This window comes from Pseudomonas sp. GW823-FHT05G12 (genome assembly GCF_058795575.1).
Window position 1 is genome coordinate 6,021,523 of sequence record NZ_CM179501.1, and the last position, 7,713, is coordinate 6,029,235.

Below are 7,713 nucleotides of genomic sequence, written 5' to 3' on the forward strand. Positions count from 1 at the left end.
AGTGTTCCCAGTCATGCCTTGCGGCGCAGTATCAGCAGATGGCGCTGGCCCTGGCAACCCGGAACGGTCAGGGCCTGTTCGCTTTCCACTGTGAAGTCTGCGGGCAATGCTACCAGTTCATCGGCAGGATGCAGCCCCTTCATTGCAAGCCATTGCGTCCCGGTGTCGCCCAAGTGGCGGGTCCAGTTGGTGAAGTTCTCCATGCTGCTGAAAGCGCGGGAGATGATTCCGTCGAACGGTTGTGCCGGCTGGAAGGCCTCGACCCGGCTGTGGATAACCGTGAGGTTGTCCAGCCTGAGTTCCATTTTCACCTGTGTCAGGAAACGGGTTTTCTTGCCATTGGCGTCCAGCACGGTGACGCGCTTGTGTGGATGCAGAATAGCCAACGGGATGCCGGGCATGCCACCGCCGCTGCCGACATCCAGCCAGTTATCACGGTCGTTGTGGATAAAAGACATGACGCTAAGGCTGTCGAGCAGGTGACGCGAAACCATCTCGTCCGGGTCGCGCACAGCAGTCAGGTTGTAGGCTTTGTTCCATTTGATCAACAGAGCCAGGTAGCCAAGCAGCTTCTCGTGCTGCTCGGCAGTCAGCTCGACACCAAGCTGGCGCGCACCTGTGGACAACTCTTCAGCGTGTTGAGGGGTGACCAGGGAACTCAAGCGCTTTGCTCCAATTCGCGGCCAGCGCCGCGTTTTTTCAAGTGAATCAGCAACAGGGAAATCGCCGCCGGGGTCACACCCGGGATACGCGAAGCCTGGCCCAGCGTCTGCGGACGGGTCTGGCTCAGCTTGCCCTGTATCTCCTTGGACAGGCCGGAAATCGTCGTGTAGTCGATATCCACAGGCAGGCGTGTGTCTTCGCTGGCGCGCAGTCGGGCAATTTCATCCTGCTGGCGGTCGATGTAGCCGGCGTACTTGGTGCGGATCTCGACCTGCTCGGCAACCTGTGGATCGATCGCTTCACCGCCAGTCGCTTCGATCAGGCCGGCGTAGTCGATTTCGGGGCGCGCCAGCAGGTTGAGCAGGCTGTACTCGTGGCTCAGCGGAGTGCCGAACTTATCCACAATGGCCTGGCCTTGCTCGGTATTGGGCCGAACCCAGGTCGATTTCAGGCGCTGTTCCTCACGCTCGATACCGTCGCGCTTGGCGCAGAACGCGGCCCAGCGCTGGTCATCGATCAGGCCCAGTTCACGGCCCTTTTCGGTCAGGCGCAGGTCGGCGTTGTCTTCGCGCAGTATCAGCCGGTACTCGGCACGCGAGGTAAACATGCGGTACGGCTCCTGGGTACCCAAGGTAATCAGGTCGTCCACCAGTACGCCGATGTATGCCTCGTCGCGGCGCGGGCACCAGCTGTCACGGCCCTGCGCCCGCAGTGCGGCGTTAGTCCCGGCCAGCAGGCCCTGGGCGCCGGCTTCTTCGTACCCGGTGGTGCCGTTGATCTGCCCGGCGAAGAACAGGCCGCCGATGACTTTCGTCTCGAGGCTGTACTTGAGGTCGCGGGGATCGAAGTAGTCGTACTCGATGGCGTAGCCGGGGCGCACGATGTGGGCGTTTTCCATGCCACGGATGGAACGCACGAGCTCCAACTGCACGTCGAACGGCAACGAAGTGGAAATACCGTTGGGATACAACTCATGGGTGTTCAAGCCTTCCGGCTCGATGAACACCTGGTGGCTTTCCTTGTCGGCAAAGCGGTGGATCTTGTCTTCGATCGACGGACAGTAGCGCGGACCGACACCTTCGATCACGCCCGAGTACATCGGTGAACGGTCGAGGTTCGAGGCAATGATCTCGTGGGTGCGCGCATTGGTGTGGGTAATCCAGCAACTCACCTGACGCGGGTGCATTTCGGCATTGCCCATGAACGACATCACCGGGATCGGCGTATCGCCTGGCTGTTCGGTCATTACCGAGAAGTCCACCGAGCGGCCGTCAATGCGTGGCGGGGTACCGGTTTTCAGGCGGCCGACGCGCAGCGGCAGTTCACGCATGCGGTGGGCCAGGGCAATCGAAGGTGGATCACCGGCGCGACCACCGGAATGGTTTTGCAGACCAATGTGGATAAGGCCGCCGAGGAAGGTACCGGTAGTCAGCACCACCGATTCGGCAAAGAAACGCAGGCCCATCTGGGTCACCACGCCTTTGACCTGGTCCTGCTCGACGATCAGGTCATCGCAGGACTGCTGGAATATCCACAGGTTTGGCTGGTTTTCCAGGATTTCACGTACCACTGCCTTGTAGATGGCGCGGTCGGCTTGCGCACGGGTGGCACGTACGGCCGGGCCCTTGCGGTTGTTCAGAACGCGGAACTGGATGCCGCTCTTGTCGGTGGCCAGCGCCATGGCGCCGCCGAGCGCATCGATCTCTTTGACCAGATGGCTTTTGCCAATACCGCCGATGGCGGGGTTGCAGCTCATGTGACCGAGGGTTTCCACGTTATGGGTCAGCAGCAGGGTTTTCACACCCATGCGTGCAGACGCAAGCGCAGCCTCGGTACCGGCATGGCCGCCGCCGATGACGATCACGTCAAAACGGGAAGGGAAATCCACCACGCACCTCGTGCCTGTTTTTGCGAATAGAGAAGGTAAGCGGACAAGTATAGGGACTTCACCCCCAGTAAAGAAACCGTCTGAGCAAATTTTGACCAGTCTGTGGATGAGTGGCAAACAACAGAAATCAGAGAGAAGAAATTTAAAAAGCTTTGTTTTTATGTTTATTCTTATGCACAGCGACTTCTGTGGATAAAGTCGTGCATCCCAATAATGGCGCTATGTAGAGAGAAATTAAACCCTGTGTCTGGAGTGCCATGAGGGCTCTGGATAACGTCATTTAGCCTGTGGATTAAATGGCTGTTTACCCACAGGCGGGTTTTTCCTCAGAAAAAAAGCCCGCTTATCAACTGAGCTGAAGGCGACTTTTCCACAGGGCTCCTGAGCACAGTTTTTAGGCCGAGCATGGAAAATTCATCGCGCTAGCAACCAGGCATGATCGGTTTGGAGCGGTCAAGCTCGCGAAAGGGTCGGTACATCCGCCGACATTCCGTGCTTGTAAGGGCTTCTTCGCGGGTCCACCCGCTCCCACAGGTGCTTGGGTCAGCGGCCTGCATTCATCTTCTGCAACGAATTTCAGGCAAAAAAAAGCCGCTCCCTAAGGAGCGGCGCTTGGCCTTGCCTGGCTGTGGATTACTTGCCGATGCAGAAGCTGGAGAAAATCCGCCCAAGCAGGTCATCCGAGCTGAATGCTCCTGTGATCTCCCCCAGCGCATGCTGTGCCTGGCGTAAGTCCTCAGCCAGAAGCTCTCCCGCGCCCGCCAAGGTCAATTGAGCACGGCCGTGCTCCAGGTGCTCGCTGGCCTGGCGCAAGGCATCCAGATGGCGCCGGCGGGCGCTGAAGCCACTTTCTGCAGTCTGCTCATAACCCATACAGCCTTTCAGATGGTCGCGGAGCAGTTGCAGCCCTGTGTCGTCGCCCTTGGCGCTCAGGGTAATGGTCACATGGCCGTCATCGCACTGTTCCAACGCTACCCGCTCACCACTCAGGTCGGCCTTGTTGCGAATCAGCGTGACCTTGGCCGGGTCCGGCCGCTGAGCCAGAAACTCAGGCCACAAAGCGAACGGGTCGCTGGCCTCGGGCGCAGTGGAGTCGACTACCAGCAGAACGCGGTCTGCCTCGCCAATGGCCTTCAGGGCGCGTTCCACACCGATCTTTTCCACATGGTCATCGGTATCGCGCAAGCCAGCAGTATCGACAACGTGCAGCGGCATGCCGTCGATGTGGATATGTTCGCGCAGGATATCCCGCGTGGTGCCAGCGATGTCAGTGACGATGGCAGCTTCCCGACCGGCCAGTTGGTTCAGCAAGCTCGATTTACCGGCATTCGGCCGGCCGGCAATGACTACCGTCATGCCGTCACGCAGCAAGGCGCCCTGCCCGGCCTCGCGCTGCACAGTGGATAACTCGCTGCGCACGGCATCAAGCATCGACAGCACGTGGCCATCGGCGAGGAAGTCGATCTCTTCCTCAGGAAAATCGATCGCCGCCTCGACGTAAATACGCAGGGCAATCAACGCCTCGGTGAGGCTGTGCACACGCCTGGAGAATTCCCCTTGCAGCGAGCGCAGGGCGTTGCGCGCTGCCTGGCTGGAACTGGCCTCGATCAGGTCGGCGATGGCTTCAGCCTGCGCCAGGTCGAGCTTGTCGTTGAGGAAGGCGCGCTCGCTGAACTCGCCCGGGCGGGCCAGACGACAGCCGACTTGTACACAGCGCTGCAGCAGCATGTCCAAGACCACAGGGCCACCGTGTCCCTGCAGTTCAAGCACGTCCTCGCCAGTGAACGAATTAGGCCTTGGAAAGAAAAGAGCAATCCCTTCGTCCAGCACCAGCCCTTCATCGTCGCGGAACGGACCGTAATGGGCATGCCGCGGGGTCAGGGTGCGGCCGGTGATCAACAGGCCGGCCTTGGCAGCCAGAGGGCCGGACAACCTGACAATTCCCACACCGCCCCGGCCCTGGGCCGTGGCGATGGCGGCGATGGTTTCACGCACAGTGTTCATGCTCGAAAGCCTCTACGACAAAAACGACAGATAGCAAAAACGCCCCACTAGGGGGCGTTTTTATTCACAGGCTAGCGTATTAGCCCGTCAAGCAGCAGCTTTTTTGGTAGCTGCTTCGATACGGCGAGTGATGTACCACTGCTGCGAAATCGACAGGCAGTTGTTCACAACCCAGTACAGCACCAGACCGGCAGGGAACCACAGGAAGAAGAAGGTGAAGATGATTGGCATCATTTTCATCACCTTGGCCTGCATCGGATCCGGCGGAGTCGGGTTCAGGCGCTGCTGGATGAACATGGTGGCGCCCATGATGATCGGCAGGATGAAGAACGGATCCTTGATCGACAGGTCGGTAATCCACAGGATCCATGGGGCCTGGCGCATTTCCACGCTTTCCAGCAATACCCAGTACAGGGCCAGGAATACCGGCATCTGCACCAGGATCGGCAGGCAGCCGCCCAGTGGGTTGATCTTCTCTTTCTTGTAAAGCTCCATCATCGCCTGGGACATCTTCTGGCGATCGTCACCGAAGCGTTCCTTGAGTGCGGCGAGCTTAGGTGCAACGGCACGCATACGCGCCATGGAGCGGTAGCTGGCAGCCGACAGCGGGAAGAACAGGCCTTTGATCAACATGGTCAGCACGATGATCGACCAGCCCCAGTTACCCAGCAGGCTGTGGATATGTTGCAGCAGCCAGAAGATCGGCTGGGCGATGAACCACAGGAAGCCGTAGTCGACGGTCAATTCCAGGCCTGGGGACAACTCTTTCAGCTTGGACTGGATCTTCGGGCCGGCGTACAGCAGGGCACTGGTTTCGACCTTGCCGCCAGCCGGTACGCTGATAACCGGGCCGGTGTAGCCGATGATGTAGTTGCCCTGGCTATCCTTGCGGGTCTGGACAACGTTGTTGTCCGACTTGGCCGGAATCCAGGCGGTCACGAAGTAGTGCTGCAGCCAGGCAACCCAGCCGCCGGACACATTTTCTTTCAAACTACCTTTGTCGATGTCCTTCATCGAGACCTTTTTGTAAGGCTCAGAAGCTGTCCACAGGGCAGCACCCAGGTAGGTAGCGGTGCCGGTGGCGGTACTGGAGGACGGATCGCCGCTGGCATCACGCTTGAGCTGGGCAAACATGTTGCCGTTCCAGGCCTGGCCGCTCTGGTTGTCGATCAGGTAGCTGACATTCAGGTCGTACTCACCGCGCTTGAAGCTGAAACGCTTGATGTAGTTGACACCGTTGTCACTGAACTTCAGGTCTACCACCAGTTGTTCCTGGCCATCGGCCAGCTGGTAGCTCTTCTGTTCGGCGGCATACAGGGGACGGCCGCTGGCGCGGGCATCCGGGCCGTCGGTACCGGTCAGACCGCTTTGTGCCAGGTAAACACGCTCACCACCGTTGTCGAACAACTGGAATGGAATGTTCGGGTGGTCTTGACGGCGTGGGTACTTCGGCAGGTTCAGCTGGACGATGTCACCACCGACCGGATCGATAGCCAGTTCCAGAACGTCGGTCTTGACTCGGATCAGGTCCTTGCTGAGTGCGACCGGTGCCAGTTCGGCAGGGCTCGATTCGGCGTTGGCGCTCGGTACATCGGCGCTGGCACCGTTGTTACCGGCAGGCACGCCATCGGGCAAGCCCGGAGCAACAGTGCTGGCAGCAGTATTCTGAGTCGGCAGGGCAGCCTGGCCGTAGTCATCGTTCCACTTCAGGACCATGACGTAGGACACGACTGCCAGCGCGGCGATCAGGATCGTGCGTTTAATATCCATGATTACTCGGCTATCGAAGAAGTTCGGGAGGAAGGAGCGGGTGGAACGGGGTCGAAACCGCCGTCATTCCACGGATGACAACGCCCCAGGCGACGAACGGCCAGCCACCCACCACGCCAGATGCCATGGTTTTCGATGGCTTCATACGCGTAACAGGAGCAACTGGGGAAAAACCGACAGTGATTGGCCATCAGAGGACTAATGGCATAACGGTAAAACTGGATCGGAACGAGTGCCAGTTTACGCATCTTGGCTGTCTACCCCTGCGGAATTGGCGGTGACTGCTGGTGTCGGCCGGCTGCGCGCCAGGCGTTTCCAGAGCTTGCCAAAGTGTTGGTGCAATTCCGGGTTTTCTATCTCACCCAATCCCTTGCGCGCGACGATCACGATGTCCAGACCGGCAAGCAATTGCTGGTTCAGACGAAAGGAATCGCGCATCAAGCGCTTGAGGCGGTTGCGTTGAACGGCGAGCTTGACACTCTTCTTGCCGATTACCAAGCCAAGGCGTGGGTGATCGAGACCGTTCTCGCGAGCAAGGATCAGCAGGTTTTTCCCTGGAACCTTGCCGGTTGGGGAGTCGAAGACCGCTTTGAAATGCCGGGGTGTAAGCAGTCGCTTTTCCCGACTGAAGTCCTGACTCACCACCTGTGCCGAAAAATCAAATGGCCAGACGCTTACGGCCTTTGGCACGACGACGCGACAGAACAGCACGGCCGTTCTTGGTAGCCATACGGGCACGGAAACCGTGGGTGCGGGCGCGCTTGATGGTGCTTGGTTGGAAAGTACGTTTCATGGCGTGTTACCTGGTTTGTCGACGACGGGCCGGGATGGCCCCCTTTTTAAGAGACCGGCGATTCTAGAGAAAGCAAGCCCATAGGTCAATTTCCAACCAGTCTTTCCATATAGAGCATGTGATGGACGGTGCCTGTTGATCAGTGCCCAAGGGGTGCTTGATCGGACACACGGATCGGGGACAACATGAAAAAAAAGAAGAGACATATAAAAAGCTTTTTTGAAGAACTTATAACTCTTAAGTGGATAACCTTCTGTGGATAACCTGCGCTGGCCCATGAATTACGGGGTGTACAGAGTTTTACAACTTTGTTCTGATCCCGTGCTGCGCTTGTTCCCATCGTGAGTGAAAGCTGTGGATGAAAACACCTGTTATCCACAGCGGAGTTATCAACAGGCTAAGGGCTGGGGTTGTGCATAGCCCTCAGGGTCGTTTATCCACAGGGCTTATTCACAGAGGCGAAAAGCCGTTTTGGTCGATAAATGGCTGTTTTGTCGTGGTTCCTAACGTGTCCACATGTGGATAACTGAACGCTCGACCGGTACAATGGCGGTTTGTTTTTGCCTCATCCGGCTTTCAAACTCAGGGGATATCC

General features: G+C 58.3%; 7 protein-coding genes. All 7 read right to left on the reverse strand.

Annotated elements, in window-relative coordinates:
• Positions 1-11 precede the first annotated feature (11 nt).
• Positions 12-662 (reverse strand): 16S rRNA (guanine(527)-N(7))-methyltransferase RsmG, encoded by a 651-nt coding sequence (gene rsmG, locus AC3RCM_RS27385; protein WP_020192710.1) that lies wholly within the window; start codon positions 660-662, stop codon positions 12-14.
• Complete coding sequence (gene mnmG / locus AC3RCM_RS27390; protein ID WP_049588470.1) at positions 659-2,551, reverse strand: tRNA uridine-5-carboxymethylaminomethyl(34) synthesis enzyme MnmG; 1,893 nt, start codon at positions 2,549-2,551, stop codon at positions 659-661. The genes rsmG and mnmG overlap by 4 nt, the downstream gene beginning before the upstream one ends.
• Before the next feature lie 633 nt (positions 2,552-3,184).
• The gene (mnmE, locus tag AC3RCM_RS27395) at positions 3,185-4,555 is read right to left on the reverse strand and encodes a tRNA uridine-5-carboxymethylaminomethyl(34) synthesis GTPase MnmE (protein WP_409322389.1); all 1,371 of its coding nucleotides are present in this window, start codon (positions 4,553-4,555) and stop codon (positions 3,185-3,187) included.
• An 87-nt stretch (positions 4,556-4,642) separates the two neighbouring features.
• Positions 4,643-6,325 (reverse strand): membrane protein insertase YidC, encoded by a 1,683-nt coding sequence (yidC, locus tag AC3RCM_RS27400; RefSeq protein ID WP_010951425.1) that lies wholly within the window; start codon positions 6,323-6,325, stop codon positions 4,643-4,645.
• Between the two features lie 2 nt (positions 6,326-6,327).
• A complete protein-coding gene (gene yidD, locus AC3RCM_RS27405; protein ID WP_003253169.1) occupies positions 6,328-6,573 on the reverse strand; it encodes a membrane protein insertion efficiency factor YidD in 246 nt (81 codons plus the stop codon).
• The gene (rnpA, locus tag AC3RCM_RS27410) at positions 6,566-6,970 is read right to left on the reverse strand and encodes a ribonuclease P protein component (protein ID WP_003253166.1); all 405 of its coding nucleotides are present in this window, start codon (positions 6,968-6,970) and stop codon (positions 6,566-6,568) included. Before rnpA ends, yidD begins: the two co-directional genes overlap by 8 nt.
• A gap of 13 nt (positions 6,971-6,983) precedes the next feature.
• Entirely contained in the window at positions 6,984-7,118 is a 135-nt protein-coding gene (gene rpmH / locus AC3RCM_RS27415) for a 50S ribosomal protein L34 (protein ID WP_003253163.1), read from the reverse strand.
• Between the last annotated feature and the right edge of the window lie 595 nt (positions 7,119-7,713).

What these genes read in the sequence shown, in the direction of transcription:
- yidC (WP_010951425.1), bottom strand. Translation starts at nt 6,325, where the DNA reads ATGGATATTAAACGCACGATCCTGATCGCCGCGCTGGCAGTCGTGTCC.
- yidD (WP_003253169.1), bottom strand. Translation starts at nt 6,573, where the DNA reads ATGCGTAAACTGGCACTCGTTCCGATCCAGTTTTACCGTTATGCCATT.
- rpmH (WP_003253163.1), bottom strand. Translation starts at nt 7,118, where the DNA reads ATGAAACGTACTTTCCAACCAAGCACCATCAAGCGCGCCCGCACCCAC.
- mnmE (WP_409322389.1), bottom strand. Translation starts at nt 4,555, where the DNA reads ATGAACACTGTGCGTGAAACCATCGCCGCCATCGCCACGGCCCAGGGC.